This window comes from Paenibacillus sp. FW101-FHT12H11 (assembly GCF_058790355.1).
Genome location: NZ_JBYTCO010000005.1, coordinates 358,470 through 373,157 on the forward strand (window position 1 = coordinate 358,470; position 14,688 = coordinate 373,157).

Sequence of the window (14,688 nt, forward strand, 5' to 3'; positions counted from 1 at the left end):
TTTGAGATCGGGATGTTTCAGTCAGTAAAACTGACCATGGGCGACTTGTCAGTAAGCGTTCCAAAAGAGAAAATTGAGAACCTCATCAAAAAGGGGCTATACGATGAGAAATTTATTAAGAAAAGCGATGAATAGATGGATTCATTAAACTCCCATGAAAATTAAATCCGGAGTACCTGAAAAAGGGCGTACTAAATAAGACGCAGTTCATCCGTTTTTTTGAAAGCGTCTGAAGGCGGGGGAATAAAAATAGAACTAGGTATTAGCTGCAATTATCGATAACTGAAGGTAATGGACTATCTAATGTATATGATGACCTCATGATTCAAGGGGTTTCCATTGATTCTAGAACTGTAAAGACAAGTAATTTATTTATCCCCATCATCAGACAATTGGACGGTCACGAATACGTGGAAGAAGCAATATCCAAAGGAGCGATAGCCTCTCTATGGCAAAAGGATCATCCCAATCCTCCTGATCATTTACCGCTTATTTATGTTGATGATTGTTTGAAAGCACTTCAAAATTTGGCGACTAATTATCGAAGGGAATTATCAATAAAAGTAATTGGTGTAACTGGTAGTAATGGTAAGACAACCACAAAAGATATGATAAATTCTGTAGTGCAGACAAAATACCGAGTTCATAAAACATTAGGGAATTTAAACAGCCAAATAGGGGTTCCCTTGACAATACTTGAGATAGATAAGAACTCAGAAGTTGCTGTGATTGAAATGGGAATGAGTGAGCGTGGTCAAATCGATCGACTCTCCCGTATAGCCCAGCCAGACGTTGCTGTCATAACAATGATTGGTGTGTCTCACTTATCGAGTCTTGGGTCAAGGGAAGATATTGCTGCCGCGAAATTAGAGATTGTCAATGGCCTACAAGATAATGGAATTCTAATTTATAACGGCCCAAATTCCATGACTGCTGCAATAAAAACCTTTGAAGAATTAACCGGTTATGCAAGAAAGTTTTTAGTCTTAGGAGATATGCTTGAACTAGGTGAACAAGAGCAAGAATTTCATCGGGATATAGGGAGAAATATTAATCCGACTAAAATTGATTTTATTTACACAGTCGGTACTCTTGGTAAGCACATAGCATTAGAAGCGGAAGAAAATTTTCACAGCGGTAGAGTCCAGTCGTTTCAAGACAAAGAAGAATTAACTAAGGATTTAAGAAAGATGGTAAAGAAAGACGATGTAATCCTTCTGAAGGGATCGAGAGGGATGCAATTGGAGACGATAATGCAGGATTTATTATAGTACAAAGTGAGTGCATTATTACGAACGGCGAACGATAGCGCAGGGGCTGCATTGAAGCAGCTCTCTTTTTAGTTCCATTGAAGTAACGGTTACTATGGTTTGAAGGAAACTAGATAACAATATAGAAATACCAATTACTACAAGATTATTGGAGGAAGACAATGTCGATTAAGAATGAGTGCGGATTGTACACGATGTGCTTAGTACAAGATGAAGATAAGGTATTACTACTGAATCGACCTGACAAACTGGGATTCCCAGGGTATCTCGGTCCTGGAGGGAAAGTTGATTTCCCTGAAAGTTTAACCGAAGGAGCTGTACGTGAGCTTAGAGAAGAAACAGGACTGATTGCTAAGCCAGAGGACCTAATTTTCAAAGGAATAGACGAATATGTCGTGCCTAAAACGAATTACAGATATATGGTCTTCAATTATCTGGTTAAAAATTTTGAAGGGGAATTATTATCTAATCCACCTGAAGGTGAGTTGCACTGGGTAGATATAGATGACGCTATAAACTTACCTATGCAGTCATGGTTTAAACGTAGATTACCACTATTTTTCGAAAAGGGAACTTTTGAAATATCTGTCGTATGGGATGAAGATAGTAAAAGCTCGATTGAAGACAAGCTTAGGTTACTCGGGTAGTCATTACGTTAAAACCGAGGGACGGGACACGATAGTTTAACAATCAGGGAGCAGATTGCCCGGTCGGCAGAGGCTCTCTTTTTCATTGAAGGGCAGATTAGTTGTGTAAGAGGTGTTTGTACTCTATAAGTCGAATATGTTTTAAACTTTTCGGTGGAGGTTTCATACATGGCTGATAAAGAATTAGTCCTCGATATTGGAGGGGTGCTTGCTACTAATTTTTCTCCTCTTTTTTGGCAAGAACTATCGGAACAAACAAATACTCTTTATGAAATGCTTTTTGATTTTAGAAGGGAAATGCGTGATGAGTTATGGACTGGAAAGATACCAGAGGAAGGTTTCTGGAAGCAGTTACATTTAAAATTCCCTTCAATTCATGTGGAAAAGGCAAAAGAACTCCTTATTTCAAATATTCGTCCATTACCGGCTATTGAGAAAGTACAGTTGTGGAGTACATACGCAAATATTCATTTATTAAGTAATCATCGAATAGAGTGGATTAAATCCATACTTAAGCCTATTGAACCTTATATAAGTAGCATTACAGTATCCAGCGAAATAGGCTATTGCAAGCCTAAGCCAGAAATATACGCACATGTTCATGAGCAACTAAATAACCATAGAGATATATTGTTTGTTGATGATCAGAATAAAAATTTAAAGGAAGCAAATTCGCTCGGTTGGAAAACCATATTAGCCGACGAAAACGGGGACTGGATTTATAATGTCACTTCACTTTTGTCAGCTGTAGAAGATTGATTCAATGCAGTAAAAGATTAATCTCCGTTGAACTATCGGGTCACGATAGTTCAGGAACTAAAGTGAGGCTGCCACGATATTAAATCGGGCAGCCTCATTAAGCTATTGGGCAGGATAGTTACAAATAAAGGAAAAATTTCCAATGCAGAGAATGACTTTATAATAACATTTTTGGGGGTACTCGCATGTGGATATCAAATGAAGTAAAGCGTGGGTTTCAACCTGATTTTAAAGTAAAGTATAGATTTTTTACGAGAGAAGAAGGAGGTAGGAAAATACTTCCTAGACAAGGATATAGAAGTGATTTTGCTTTAGAAGGGGATTTTTTAGAGACAGGGATTGAGTTGAGAGTATCCACCCTGAGTTCGAAGATGAGAAAGGAGAAATAATTATTAATGAGGCATGTTCAGTTTTAGAATCAGGGACCGCTAGAATGTGGATAATGTTTCCTAAAGCACGAGAGGAAAGACATATTCATGATATTAAAGTAGGACTTAAAGGATATTTCATGGAGGGACCAAACCGTGTTGCTGAAGCCGAGATTATAGAAATTATCGGCCTATTTACAAACCCTAGAACTAAATAGAGATAGCTTTAATGTTCCGCTAACGTAAGAACTATAGCTCAGGAGCTGCATTGAAGTAGCTCCTGTTTGATTTTATTGAAGTACTGGGCAGTAGAATGTGGTGTATTAATTAATTATTAATATTCTTGAGTGAGAGCTTGCTGCAACTATCTCGTTGTTTCCGTAAACAATACCACGTAGACTAAGGCCGGGAGGTAACAATTTTTGATCCCATGTTTGTCCATCTTCTGAATAAATAAATGATTCGATACCAGCAAGCAAGAATTTATCATTCCCATATTTAATATCCGAGATATGGTCTTTTACTCGCAAAACAGCTTTCCAATTTGATCCATTCTCTGAAGCCCATAATACACTCCCCAAATCATCTCTTCCGCCTGCAGCTATAAATTGACCTTTTCCGTACGCAACTGAATTGAGATAACCTCCGCCCGATTTTTCAGGAATAGTGACTCTGGTCCAAGAAATTCCATCAGTTGAAAAGGATGCTTCGTAGGCGCCTACCGCGACGAATAAACCATTTCCATAACAAACACTCCAATGAGGATAACTACTATATTTCTCCCAAATCAATCCATCCTTTGATCGCATGACTGCACCAAGTCCTCCAGATCCTACCGCTACAAATACACCATTACCATAGGTCACACTTTGCAGTGGATTATTAACTTCTGATTCTATTTTTGACCAATTCATACCATCCGATGAGGTTACTATTTCTTTTAACCCTACGGCAACAAAACGACCATTACCGTAAGTGACATCTTCAAGCAATCCAATTTTTGCATTAGTGATTGTTGAATGATATGTCCAAGTTCTCCCATCAACCGATGACGCAATGTCTTCTGACCCTAATCCAACAAACAGCCCATTACCAAAAGCAATCTTTTTAAAATTCCCCTTTTTGTCAGGAAGTTCTATCCAACTACCTTCAACGTAACCAGATGGTTCCAAGTAACTTAATGAGAATTTGAGATAGATAAATCTAATTGAAAGAACTATAAAGCAAAATATTAGTAACGAAGAGGCAAAAATAATTAATATTCTTATAAAAGTGGATTTCACTATGTCACCTTATCTCTTGTATATGTGGAAATATTTAGTGCATTTAAATCAATGTAACATTTAGAAAGCCTTAATAATATAGTTATTTTTAAAAAAGTAATGGTTATAATTTTTGTCCACATGGAGGGGCCTATTCAAGTAACGGGAGATTACGTTAATAAACATCGCTGAAGGAAATATACAATATTTCCCGAATTATAGTAAAACCGATTTTATAACGTATTGATGAAGGGAAAATGGCGAAGAGGTTATTCAAATGAAAACAAGTGAATTTAGAAAGTTAATTAAGAAATATCTCGCTTCAGAACTTCATGAACTTGGATTTTCAGGTACAGATCATCACTTTGTAAAGGATAACAAGAACCATGTAATTAACACTATCGTTATCCAGGCTGATAAGTATGGTGGCTCTTGCGTTGTTGAACTAGGGGTCCATTTTGATTTCCTACCTAATACTTCCGGTGAGCTTGTTCCTGTAAGTAAACTAACTGTTTATGACTGTGAATTTAGAACGCGGTTATTTCATGAATTAAACTGGTTCCAGTCAAATGTTCTTCGAATGAAGAAAAGTGAAATTTGGTTTCGGTTTGGTAATACGGAGGATGAATCAAGGACTGTAATTCAAGAAATGAAAGAAATGATTGTAAGACGTGGTACAAGTTACTTCTCACAATTCAATAATTTCCCCCATGTAATAACCTCAATAAATATGAACGAGTTATCGAATCGTTCAAAGAGATTAGTTAGTTATGGAGCACCATTGGATTTAAGGTTAGCTTTGTTATTAGCACGTACACATGATTTTCTCGGTAATGATGCAGAAGCCGCTAATTTTGCACGTTGGGGACTTGATAACATAGGTAAGGCAACAGGACTGATTCAGAACTTCACAGAGATAATCGATTGCGCTAACGCAGAACGAGAGTTCAATTACAATAAGGCAACAGATCCATGACGATTGGCTGCCGTTTCCACGCTAAGGGCAATAGTTCCATGATATAGCACTCTCAAGATATTATAAAAAAACTGCTAATGATATATCTGGTAAGAAGAAGTGAGGACCCAATATGATTCGTTTAGTGCATGTATTATTAGTTCTGACACTGTTTATTTCTGGATGCTCAATGGAGGAGGATTCAACAATGAGGGTAAAAAAAAGTGATTTTAAGAAGGTTGCGCTTGAAATTGTTAAGGTTTTTGAATTAAGTTTTGAATATGTCGGATTTCCTGACTCCGAAAGAGAGAAAATTAATGCATTTTATGAGAGCCAGTTTGATGAAGATGGGGAGCGTATTAAAACACGTATTATGAATGTGTCGTACTATTTTTTTGGCAATACAAACTTTAAAGATAGGGACGATCCACAAAATAGAGTACTGTTTGAGAGACTATCTTCAGAGTTAAAAGGAATAAAAGAAGATCTCGAAAAGTATCCAGACAAATAGAGAAAGAGTATGGAACACAACAACTTAAGAAATATTCTTTGCCACCTTGCGATTATTTCCAGATATACATGTAACGGGGATCGGTTGTAGAGTAGGAGCAGATCGAACAGCCTGGCATTTAAGGCTTCCATTTTTTCAACTAGCGGGGAGGAGAGTTGCGTTGTGTAGTTATATGATGAGGTATCAAGTTTAGTTTTAGGGGATCAGGAGATGCCATCTTATGAGTTTGAGTTGAAACCGAAAGAACTTCTTAAATTACTGTTCTTTAAAAAAATCTGTCCTGACTGCAAGAAAAAGTTGGTGAAAAATAATGAAAAGACCTTTCTCAAAAGAGGTTGGTACAACCTGAACGGAACTTATAGTTATGGAAACCAATATCATTTGAAGTTTCGCTACTACTGTGAAAATTGCTCAAAAGACATACAGTTGCTTGAACTGCAACATAGAAGATTTTTTAATGACAAATAGCTATTCAACTAACGATAGAACTTTAGTTGAACGCTTCCAGGGAGCAGACTGCTGCGGCAGTCTGCTCCCTGTTTTATTAAGCTAAAGGGCAGATATCTATAATTGGAAGGATTCATTTGTCTTTGCCGCCCGTTATACATCCGATATAATTAAGGTCATCAAGGTTACACATAGGAGAAACTCACCAATGAAAAAGCTATCCATTATTTTCGTAACTGCCTTGGCCCTATCCCTCATTGGGTGTAGCGCACCGACGCAGAAGGCCGCAGTTACAAAGAACTCGACGACGACTCAGCCGATTAGTTCAAGTAGTTCTTCCCAGTCCGCTTCGTCGGCAAGCAGTTCCACTAGTTCGGAGTCCGAGATTCTGGCCAAGCTCATGACCTATACCAATGCACAGTTGCCAGGCCCCACGAAGGACTATTACTGGGAGAACGGGGCTGCCCGCTTGTCGGGATTCGATGGCATGAAGGCAGGCGACTATCACTTCACATCGGACAGTCAGGGGCGCTCGGCCACTGCTCGGGCGGTTCTGACCTATGCGGAGTTCAAGGCTTCGAAAGGCGAACGACAAGGTACGCCACTCGATCCACCTGCTTGGCCTGCACACAATCCCAAAGTGGCAATTAGTTATTCTTTGACCGGCAAGACCTATCACGGTTATCTCTATAATCGCAGTCATTCGATTGCGGATAGTCTGCTTGGCAAGGGCTCTTATACTTCGCCCTATAATTTTACGACTGGCACGCGCAGTCAAAACGTCGGCGCGGATCAGAATGGCGGTATGCGAGCGGCAGAAGAGAAGGTTGAAAGTTTCTGGATGAGCCATGTCAATTCCAGCGTGATGATTGAATATGAGACGACCCCGCTGTATTCCGGTAATGAGACTATACCACGCGGCTCCATCGTCGATGTGAAGTCGTCTGATGGCTCGCTCAATTTCGAGATTATCGTCATCAACGACGCGGAAGGGCATACTATCAACTACAACAGCGGCGCAGATACCAGCATTTCGCAATAAGCGCCTGCCGCGCCAGCGACCCAGCGGCGGATTAATAAATGTTGAAGTAACGGATAACGATAGTGGAATGAAGCAGATTGCACCAGCAATCTGCTTTCTTTATGAAGTATCTGGAAGGAGACTAATAATTGGACTCGAATTATTAATTTATCCAGCATAATGGTGGTGAGAGAAATTGACTACTGAAATCTTTTTTTCTTCGAACAAATTAGGTGTAATAAAAGACGAGCAGATACAGTTGATGCTTACACGATTTAATCTAGGAAAACTCATTTCTTTTGAAAGAACAGCAAAAGGTGTGGGGAACCAGACCATGTTTGTTATTTCTTCAATGGGAGAGTATGTACTTAAAGGAAACCCACTCTTTGAATGGCAATTCATTGAAGAGAAATACTATGTAGAAAATTTGCTTAAACGAACAAAATTACCTGTTCCCTCCCTATACCTAGTCGATGAATCAGAGGACATATTTGGTTGGAGTTACTCTCTAATGTCTCGTCTTCCAGGTAGACATATTAACGAGCCAGAATTTGAAGCAAAACTTAGTGAAGAGGACAAAATACAAATTGCTGAAGTATTAGCAATAAGCCTAACCGAATTACATACTTGGAAAGCAGAAAAGTATGGAGAATTTGACCCGAAAAATCAGACTGTTCGTCCGTTTGAGGATTCTTATAAATCATGGCTTTACAACAGAATTAGATTTTGGTTGGAGGATGCTAAAAAATATTCAGTAATTACCCAAAGGGATACTGAGTGGGTTGAAAATATATTGGCTGCTTCTGAATTTGTTTTTGAACACTTATGCTCACCGAGCTTTATAATGGGCGATTTCAAAGCAGATAACGTACTTGTTCAACATAAAATTCATGGTTGGCAGTTAAGTGGAATTTTTGACTTTACCACTGGATATTTTGGTGATGGGCTCGCAGACTTGCCAAGAATGGTTGCCATGTATTTAGATAAAGGAGAAGAACAACTGGCAAAGCAATTCCTCACTGTTTATTTCAATGTATCTGGGGCAAAGGAAGCCTTTCTGGAACGGTTTAGAGTCCATATGCTACACCAGCGAGTGCTAGATTGGGGATGTGCCAAAGCAATAAATAATGTTACTTGGGATAATGATCTTTCTTTTTCTCAATGGGCAGAAAGATACACAGAGTCGGCGGCACATCTATTATATTGATTGTTCAACTAACGGGACACGATAGTTTAAAGACAAGGGACAGATCGCCGCGATAGGCAGCTGTCCCTTGTTTATTGAAGTAATGGGCAGTAGAGCGTGGTAGCATCTAGCTTGATTTACTGCTATATTACTTAAGATAATGTGAAAATATGGTATAATTTTCTATAGTTAAGATGTCATATAGGAGGTATCTTGTGAAGATATGGCAGTTATATAATGTGACGAATGAACACTTTAGCCTTATTTTACAGGAGCAGAGTGAATCGAATTATGATTATTTGAGAGACAAGATTGATGGGAAACCATTAAATGAAGAATGGAATCCACTCGAAGTCGTTCTTTACGATAAATCCAATAAATATACTGACTTTCCGATTTTTTGGGATGTGCAAGCTCCAATTTTTAGCGAAAAAGCAGTAAATTACTCGTTAGAACTTTTGGGTGAAAAGGTTGAATTTCTTCCATTGAAACATGACGTATACAATTATTTTGTTTGTAACGTTATAAACATCATTGATTGCCTAAACGAAAGCGAATCAAAAATAAAGAGATTTTCCAGTGGAAGGATAATGGATATTATTGGTTATGATTTCAACGTGAATATTCTTGAAGCGGAAGATCCAATAATTTTTAAGATTCCCCAAGAACTTCACACGAAGTGTTTTGTTACAGAAACGTTTAAAAATCATATTGAATCAAGCAATTTAAAGGGTTATGTTTTCAGGGAGATCTGGGATTCTGATAATAGCTGGTTATTAAAAGAGCAAATTATGCAAGACATGGTAAGGTCGATTAATTCTCTAGATGGAGAAAGGTTAAAGTACAATGAAGCTGTCAAAAAAGCGAAAGAGGGCCACAAATTAGTAAGCTCACAATATGCCATTCAAGTAAAAGACGAATTTATTATTTACGGCAAGCTACAATTGAATGGTACTTACCAATGGATTGATTCTCCCTACTATCCTCCGATATTCCATGATATTAGCTGGGTTATTTGTAATGATATTAAATAAAATCATAGAAAAAATTTTAGATTATTACACTACCAGAAATTTGTTTGTTAAATAAACACCCATTGGAGGCTGCCGACACACAAAAGGCAGCCTTTAAGGATTCGATTCAACTAACGCGGAACGCTAGTTTAATTAATTCAGACAGTCTAAAACCTTCCATAAGAAGCAAACTAGATTTAATAGCTCTTATGGGAGGTTTTATATATGATTTTAAGTGAGTTTGCTTATGAAGAAACATACTTAACATCAAATCCTTCATTGAAGTTACGCGAAGTCATTCACTTGAAAATCTCTTGCCAGTCTCTGAGAGAGAGGGCACTTCTTGAGTTTCTCTATGGTACTGGCTGCCGGGTTGGAGAGGTGGAAAAGTTAAACATCGAGGACCTGAATTGGGAGAACTGCTCCGCAATTGTAATTGGCAAGGGCTCGAAACAAAGAGAAGTTTACAACAGAGTGTAAAGTTTGGTTGCAGAAGTATCTCGCAAGCCGCGAGGACTCCTGCAAGGCCCTATTTGCAACCGATACATATCCAACAAGAAGGATGGCTATTCCGACGATCAGGTGGGCATTAAAACGGCTTGCTGATCGGGGAGAGCTCAAGGCAAATGTATATCCTCATCGCTTTCGTCATACCTACGCGTGCCAGCTCCTAGATAACGGTAAGGTAGAGTGAAAAAAGTTAATCAAATGAATTGTGACACAAACCATATGTCCAATGACACAAATGTGCCTACATAAACCGGAGCCAAATAGCTTGAGAAATCAAGCTTTTATTTTTTTATGTAGGTGACTTTGTGTCATAGAGAAATGCACAAATTTCCCTACATTGTAGTCATGTGACACAAATCTGCCTACATTCTAGACGCCGACCTCTAGTAAGGTTAAAAACTCAATCAATTATCAGCAAGCATGCAGTAATCTAATGGTAGTATTATTAAATGAGAAATTCGGAATAACGTGACGAAAAAGGATATTATGTAGTCTTAGGGAAAAAATGTACATTGTTGTCGGATGTATTATAATGGAAGTTGATCAGATGAGGCTACTGGTGGAGGAATAACTGTAGTATTAAGTTTATTAATCATAAGAGTGAATATAGGGAGATAATAAACAATTTTTCTAACAAGTGTAGCTGTTGCGCCTGCGAATAAATATGTTGAAATTAATTAATAAGGGTGAAATATGAAACTTAAAGAGGATTCAATAAAATGGGCTATTAACCATTTGCAATTTGAAAAAGACACCGATCTCTTTCCAAGTCCAAAAGAAATTAATGTTTTTAACGATTTAAAAGATAAAGTTATAGCAAAATTAAAAGATTATGACATAACACAACATCAGTTTAGTCCATCAAGAAGATTTGTTATTCCTAAAACCGAATTATCGTATAGAACTGCAACTCAACTAGATCCTATAGATAGTCTTTTACTAGCAGCTGTTATTTTTGAATACGGTCATTGATTGAAAAACGTCGGAGGCCAAAATTAGAAAAAACTGTATTTAGTTATAGATTTGCTCCTGAAATGGATGGGATCTTTTATAGCAATGAGAATTCGTGGAAAGAGTTTTGGGCTTCATGTTTAGATAAAAGTCAAATAAAAAAATATGTGGTTCAAATGGATATATCCGATTTTTATAATCAAATATATCATCATACTGTAGAAAATCAATTAGGGGAGTCTGGATTTCCAAACGCAATAATTAAATTTGTAATGCGTCTATTGGAGGATATTACAAAAACTGTTTCAAGGGGGATACCAATAGGACCACACTCTTCACATCTGCTTGCGGAAATGACATTAATTCCAATTGACGATAGTTTGTCTATAAAGGGCATTGATTATTGTCGCTACGCAGATGATATTTATGTATTTTGTGATGATGAAAAAGAAGCTCAAATAACCGTATATCATATGGCTGAAATATTAGATAAGCAACAGAAACTAATACTACAAAGACAAAAGACTGCTATTATTAAAGCTACCGATTTCATTGAAATATGCAAAAAGATGTTGAATGATAACTCACTAAATGAGAATGAAGACCAGATGATTAAGGTTTTAAAGAAGTATACCACTGGTTCCTATAAAGGAATAGATTTTAATCAGCTAGACCCAGAGGAGCAAGAATTGTTTGAAGATCATTACATCAATGAAGTTCTAGATAAATACTTAAATGTATTAGATCCAGACTTCAAAAAAATAAGGTGGTTATATAGAAGACTTGGTCAATTAGGTGCACCAGGAGGTATTCAATATACAATAGAAAATATTAATAGATTAATTCCTGCAATTAGCGATGTGTGCCACTATTTAATTTCGGCGAGTAGGAATTTTGAAGAAGACTTTCTTACATTAGGAGATCAGGCAGTAACAATACTTGAAGATGATCTTATTCAAGCTAATGAGTATTTTTATATAGCTATCTTGAACTTATTCGCAAGTAATTCTGATCTAAACCATTTAAATAAATTATTATCATTGTACAAGTCCTCGTCGCCTGAAGCTAAAAGGAAGATTATATTTGCAGCTTATGAAGCAGGAGCGTCCACTTGGATACGGGAGTTAAAGGAGTTATACTCGACCTTAGATCCATGGAGTCGAAGGGCTATGCTGATTGCATGTAAAATACTACCTGAAGATGAAAGAACTCATTATTTAAAACACATTAAAAAAACGCATCCTTTGAGCTTGTCAGAAGAATTACTTTTGGAGTGGTCTCTTAATAAAAAAATACAATATGGATCAAAGTGAAGAATTTGATGATGAATGACATATATAAGTCTAAAACTATAGCATAAAATATGTAAGCCACTTCGGAAAGCATCCGGGTGGCTTTTCGATCTTTTAACCTGTATCCTTTTATAAACCCAGATTATATTGATAGTTATTACTGTAATCATGGCTATTCTATCTAAACACCTTATTGTTTTTAAGAAAAACCGGTATTTAATCCGGCCGCCTTCGGCCTACTCTTGTCTATTCTCTTTTTCTAACTGGGCAGAGCTGGTGGGGAGTATTTGGGGATCTGCCGGTTTGGACAATTGGATTCCTTTATTCCCTCAAGTGTTTGCATTTCTTGGTACGTATTTTTTGTTATTGATTCTAATGGGGTTCATGCATGTCTGAGAAGCTGCTGATGCATTGCGACCGCCTTTTATAAACGCTTCATTGTTCTTTGCTCTATTTATGCTGACAGATCTAGCAACCTCGCCAGTCTCCAATAAAGACCAAGTGATTTTTGGTGTGCTAAGCGCAATAGTAGGTGTTGTTATTTATGTTTTTTTGGTGGCCTAATGTGCTTATTTATTGGACTGCTTAGTAGTAATGCCTATCAGGTGGCTAGATCGAGGAAATAATAACGTTATTGAAAACCGCCTTTTTAGATGGCGGTTTTCTTATGGTCGAACCCAAAAGAGCAAATTTTGAGGATAATCTTTGATATTGGTTCTATGTTACTCACTAAGAAAAACCTGGGATATACCCGGGCTTCGAGAAATCATCATTTTATAAATATTCTGATGATTCCAATCATCAATTTAACAACAAGAAACCTTTTGCTGATTTTATTATATCTGAACTCAAATCACTTTCGCAGCAGCCCTACCCGTTATCTTTTGATATAGAATCTCCCACACAACACTCGTTTGCCTTGTACACAAGTGAGTTTGAATTGTGATATCAAAAACGGAACTTACGAACCGTGTGATCTTTTAAGGAGATACTGGGTAGTAATATTTGAAAATCGATGAGATCACCTATAAGGAGGAGCCCATCACCAGTGCGCTGATTTAAGCGACTCTGGGCTAAGGGCTCCATTTATGTTGTGGTTAATTTAAGTGCCAAGGAAAAATAAATTTATAAAAATAATTCACAAATTTAATAGGAGTGAGTGTGAGGGGTGTTCCGAGTGTAAGTCTTTAACACGATTTCGAGATTTAGTACATTCAAAATGTATGCCTTAAAATAAGTTATTTACTGCATATATTTTTTGATTTGAGGAAATATATGGATCAAAGTATGCCTACGAGGAAGTTTTGCGAAATTTACTCTTGCGTATACGTTAGTTCTAGAAATTGGTTCGTAAGGAGGATTCAATTATGGAGGGACAAAATCGCCAAATCACAATCATTCAAACTGCAATAATTCTAATTAGCGCAATTGTTGGGGTGGGTGTGCTAGCTCTTTCGCGTTTTGCTGTATGGGCTGCTGATTCAGGGGCGCCACTTGTAACGCTTTTTGGCTTCTTAGTTGGTCTACTAGGACTTTGGCTTACAACGAAACTAGGTATACGTTTTCCCACGCAATCTATAATTCAATATAGCGAAGGCTTAATAGGGTATTGGGGTGCTCGAATAATCAATTTGATGATAATAATCCTATTTTGCTTTCTAGCAGCACTTGCTTCACGTGAGTTTGGGGAGGTCGTCGTTACTTCTGTCTTAGCGAAGACTCCGCTTGAGGTTACTGTTATCGTCATGCTGCTACTAGCAGCTCTTTCGGCTCGCGCAGATATCACTACTTTTGCGTATTTCCATCATTTTTATTTCCCTATCATCATATTCCCTGCGTTATTGATTGTCGTGTTCTCGCTAAAAGATGCCCATCTGATCAACCTGTTACCACCATGGGGGAATGATCCTAAAAGTATCTTTAAAGGTGGGATTACGATGGCTGCCTTATTTCAAGGTTCTTTTGTCATAACAATAATAGTTCCAGCTATGAGGAGACCAGAAAAAGCTATGCTTGCAAGTTATATAGGAATTTCAATAGCTGGAGCGTTGTATCTCCTCATCGTAATTGCCACGGTTGGTGTCTTCGGGTCAGAAGAAATTAAAAAGCTTGTTTGGCCAACCTTGGAATTAGCTAAAACCACATCATTGCCTGCCAACATTTTGGAACGTCTAGATGGCGCTTTTCTAGCTGTATGGGTAACTGCTGTATTTACAACATTGCTATCGTCTTACTATTTAGCTATTAATTTTATGAGTCAATTATTACGATTGCACGATCACAAGTTGTTTACATTTTTTCTCGTACCATTTATTTATGTTATTGCAATGTTTCCACAAAACTTGCTGCAGATGTATACAATCATACAAATTATTGGTACATGGGGGCTAGTCTTCACGATTGTGTATCCTTTGATTTTAATGATTGTAGCTGTTATACGTCAGAAAAAAAATACATAGGTGGCAGGCGAAATGAGATTACATTAAGTTTTAACT

Annotated in this window: 17 protein-coding genes; 16 read left to right on the forward strand and 1 reads right to left on the reverse strand. The window is 37.5% G+C overall.

The genetic code is table 11. The features are described from left to right. Positions 1 to 320: 320 nt before the first annotated feature. From AC3WTJ_RS18370 to AC3WTJ_RS18385, 4 genes are all read left to right on the forward strand, one after another. A complete protein-coding gene (locus AC3WTJ_RS18370) occupies positions 321 to 1,271 on the forward strand; it encodes a UDP-N-acetylmuramoyl-tripeptide--D-alanyl-D-alanine ligase (protein WP_492523029.1) in 951 nt (316 codons plus the stop codon). A gap of 161 nt (positions 1,272 to 1,432) precedes the next feature. Then, the gene (locus AC3WTJ_RS18375) at positions 1,433 to 1,918 is read left to right on the forward strand and encodes an 8-oxo-dGTP diphosphatase (RefSeq protein WP_492523030.1); all 486 of its coding nucleotides are present in this window, start codon (positions 1,433 to 1,435) and stop codon (positions 1,916 to 1,918) included. Between the two features lie 168 nt (positions 1,919 to 2,086). Then, the gene (locus tag AC3WTJ_RS18380) at positions 2,087 to 2,677 is read left to right on the forward strand and encodes an HAD family hydrolase (protein WP_492523031.1); all 591 of its coding nucleotides are present in this window, start codon (positions 2,087 to 2,089) and stop codon (positions 2,675 to 2,677) included. A 185-nt stretch (positions 2,678 to 2,862) separates the two neighbouring features. Continuing rightward, on the forward strand, positions 2,863 to 3,066 hold the full coding sequence (locus tag AC3WTJ_RS18385) for a hypothetical protein (protein ID WP_492523032.1): 204 nt from the start codon (positions 2,863 to 2,865) through the stop codon (positions 3,064 to 3,066). 302 nt (positions 3,067 to 3,368) lie between these two features. On the opposite strand, the gene AC3WTJ_RS18390 is transcribed toward AC3WTJ_RS18385, so the two are convergent. After that, the gene (locus AC3WTJ_RS18390) at positions 3,369 to 4,328 is read right to left on the reverse strand and encodes a WD40/YVTN/BNR-like repeat-containing protein (protein WP_492523033.1); all 960 of its coding nucleotides are present in this window, start codon (positions 4,326 to 4,328) and stop codon (positions 3,369 to 3,371) included. A 256-nt stretch (positions 4,329 to 4,584) separates the two neighbouring features. On the opposite strand from AC3WTJ_RS18390, the gene AC3WTJ_RS18395 reads away from it, so the two are divergent. From AC3WTJ_RS18395 to AC3WTJ_RS18450, 12 genes are all read left to right on the forward strand, one after another. Beyond that, the gene (locus AC3WTJ_RS18395) at positions 4,585 to 5,283 is read left to right on the forward strand and encodes a DUF4304 domain-containing protein (protein ID WP_492523034.1); all 699 of its coding nucleotides are present in this window, start codon (positions 4,585 to 4,587) and stop codon (positions 5,281 to 5,283) included. A gap of 187 nt (positions 5,284 to 5,470) precedes the next feature. Beyond that, complete coding sequence (locus tag AC3WTJ_RS18400; protein WP_492523035.1) at positions 5,471 to 5,773, forward strand: hypothetical protein; 303 nt, start codon at positions 5,471 to 5,473, stop codon at positions 5,771 to 5,773. Positions 5,774 to 5,983: 210 nt separating this feature from the next. Beyond that, positions 5,984 to 6,241, forward strand: coding sequence for a hypothetical protein (locus AC3WTJ_RS18405; protein WP_492523036.1), 258 nt, complete (start codon positions 5,984 to 5,986; stop codon positions 6,239 to 6,241). A gap of 187 nt (positions 6,242 to 6,428) precedes the next feature. After that, complete coding sequence (locus tag AC3WTJ_RS18410) at positions 6,429 to 7,262, forward strand: DNA/RNA non-specific endonuclease (RefSeq protein ID WP_492523037.1); 834 nt, start codon at positions 6,429 to 6,431, stop codon at positions 7,260 to 7,262. A gap of 175 nt (positions 7,263 to 7,437) precedes the next feature. Next, entirely contained in the window at positions 7,438 to 8,448 is a 1,011-nt protein-coding gene (locus tag AC3WTJ_RS18415) for a phosphotransferase family protein (RefSeq protein ID WP_492523038.1), read from the forward strand. Between the two features lie 194 nt (positions 8,449 to 8,642). Further along, complete coding sequence (locus AC3WTJ_RS18420) at positions 8,643 to 9,461, forward strand: imm11 family protein (RefSeq protein WP_492523039.1); 819 nt, start codon at positions 8,643 to 8,645, stop codon at positions 9,459 to 9,461. A 204-nt stretch (positions 9,462 to 9,665) separates the two neighbouring features. Next, complete coding sequence (locus AC3WTJ_RS18425) at positions 9,666 to 9,920, forward strand: tyrosine-type recombinase/integrase (protein ID WP_492523040.1); 255 nt, start codon at positions 9,666 to 9,668, stop codon at positions 9,918 to 9,920. 7 nt (positions 9,921 to 9,927) lie between these two features. Continuing rightward, on the forward strand, positions 9,928 to 10,134 hold the full coding sequence (locus AC3WTJ_RS18430) for a hypothetical protein (protein ID WP_492523041.1): 207 nt from the start codon (positions 9,928 to 9,930) through the stop codon (positions 10,132 to 10,134). 509 nt (positions 10,135 to 10,643) lie between these two features. Then, the gene (locus AC3WTJ_RS18435; protein ID WP_492523042.1) at positions 10,644 to 10,922 is read left to right on the forward strand and encodes a hypothetical protein; all 279 of its coding nucleotides are present in this window, start codon (positions 10,644 to 10,646) and stop codon (positions 10,920 to 10,922) included. Continuing rightward, positions 10,919 to 12,214, forward strand: coding sequence for an RNA-directed DNA polymerase (locus AC3WTJ_RS18440; protein WP_492523043.1), 1,296 nt, complete (start codon positions 10,919 to 10,921; stop codon positions 12,212 to 12,214). The genes AC3WTJ_RS18435 and AC3WTJ_RS18440 overlap by 4 nt, the downstream gene beginning before the upstream one ends. Positions 12,215 to 12,649: 435 nt before the next feature. Next, on the forward strand, positions 12,650 to 12,757 hold the full coding sequence (locus AC3WTJ_RS18445) for a hypothetical protein (protein WP_492523275.1): 108 nt from the start codon (positions 12,650 to 12,652) through the stop codon (positions 12,755 to 12,757). Between the two features lie 803 nt (positions 12,758 to 13,560). Next, complete coding sequence (locus tag AC3WTJ_RS18450; RefSeq protein ID WP_492523044.1) at positions 13,561 to 14,652, forward strand: GerAB/ArcD/ProY family transporter; 1,092 nt, start codon at positions 13,561 to 13,563, stop codon at positions 14,650 to 14,652. The last annotated feature ends 36 nt before the right edge of the window (positions 14,653 to 14,688 follow it).